This is a genomic window from Microcoleus sp. C2D2 (assembly GCF_036702495.1).
Classification (GTDB): Bacteria; Cyanobacteriota; Cyanobacteriia; order Cyanobacteriales; family Microcoleaceae; genus Microcoleus.
Map to the genome: position 1 here is coordinate 1 of NZ_JAUBTO010000409.1, position 1,182 is coordinate 1,182.

Below are 1,182 nucleotides of genomic sequence, written 5' to 3' on the forward strand. Positions count from 1 at the left end.
CGCATAAAATAGCCAAGTAGCCCAGATTTGGAGCTTGATTCCGTTTAATGAACCTGTCCATAAATAGCTGAGATTTAATAATCTTTTTACTGTACAAAATGCGTCTTCAATTCGCCAGCGTCTTTGATATAAATCTGCTACTACATAGGGGGGCAATATTTCAGGTTCTCGGACACTTGTCAGATAAGAACGCCAGGAAGTCTTGGAGCGAATCTGTACCAATCTTATAGTCAAAGCTGGTGTCTGTTTTGTGCCTGCACCTATTTTAATTATCTGGTCTTTGACATCATAAGTATTGGTTAATACCCGCTCGATTTGATAAGATGCACCTTTCTTAATTCGAGTGATAAATCCAATTTCTTGCTCAATGAGTTTTGACCAAAAAGCGAAGTGATAGAAACCTCTATCCAATAAGAGTAAGGTTTTCGGATTAACTGTTTTTAGTAAATCTTCCTCCCAATTAGTATCTGCTTGTTTCGGATTTTCCCCAAACCAAATTTCTTCGGGAAGATGAGTTACTAGGTCTATAATTACTCCCATTTTTCCGGCTAATTGACCAATTGGCACATCTGATAAACTTTCGAGTTTACGAAACAATGCTTCTAATGTTGAGCCGTCAGCTATCCAGATATTTTCAAAGTTTTTTAAGGCAAATTGTACGCTATCTGGTAACGGTCTCGATTTTCTCATCAACCATTTTCGTCGAAAATGAGGTAGTAATTCTTTAAATACTTTTTCAAACAAAATTGCTGGAAAAGTTAAAAATCTTTGTGACAACGCTTGTTGGCTAATTTCTTGTGGCTGACACCATAACAATCCTTCTCTATTTAATAATCTGGTTAATTCTGTTACTCCTGCTACGTCTCGCCATAATAAACTTAATATTGCTGCCATCATTAATGGTAGTGTTAGAATTCTATCTCTTAAATTTAGTTGGCGATAAAAAGTTTTTTGGGCCGCCATTGCCGGAATTAATAAATCTTCCAGGTGATTCGCGATCGCTTCATTTTCTACTTGGGGACGATTTTTTTTCTTTGCATGATCTCGGTTGATTCGTTTTTTGCGAGTCATAACTGGTTCAATTATGGCTAAACTGCTTGCCCGGTAAAGGTTTCATCCTATTTTACCTTTTTTTGTCTACCCCCTTGACAATTTGCACTTTTTCTTAACTTGTCACAAATG

The 1,182-nt window shown here is 36.8% G+C and carries 1 protein-coding gene; it reads right to left on the reverse strand.

All coding sequences use genetic code 11. The annotated features are described in order from the left end of the window. Positions 1 to 1,071 (reverse strand): IS4 family transposase (locus QUB61_RS39560; protein WP_333190478.1); only part of this gene is annotated, 1,071 nt, incomplete at its 3' end. Between the last annotated feature and the right edge of the window lie 111 nt (positions 1,072 to 1,182).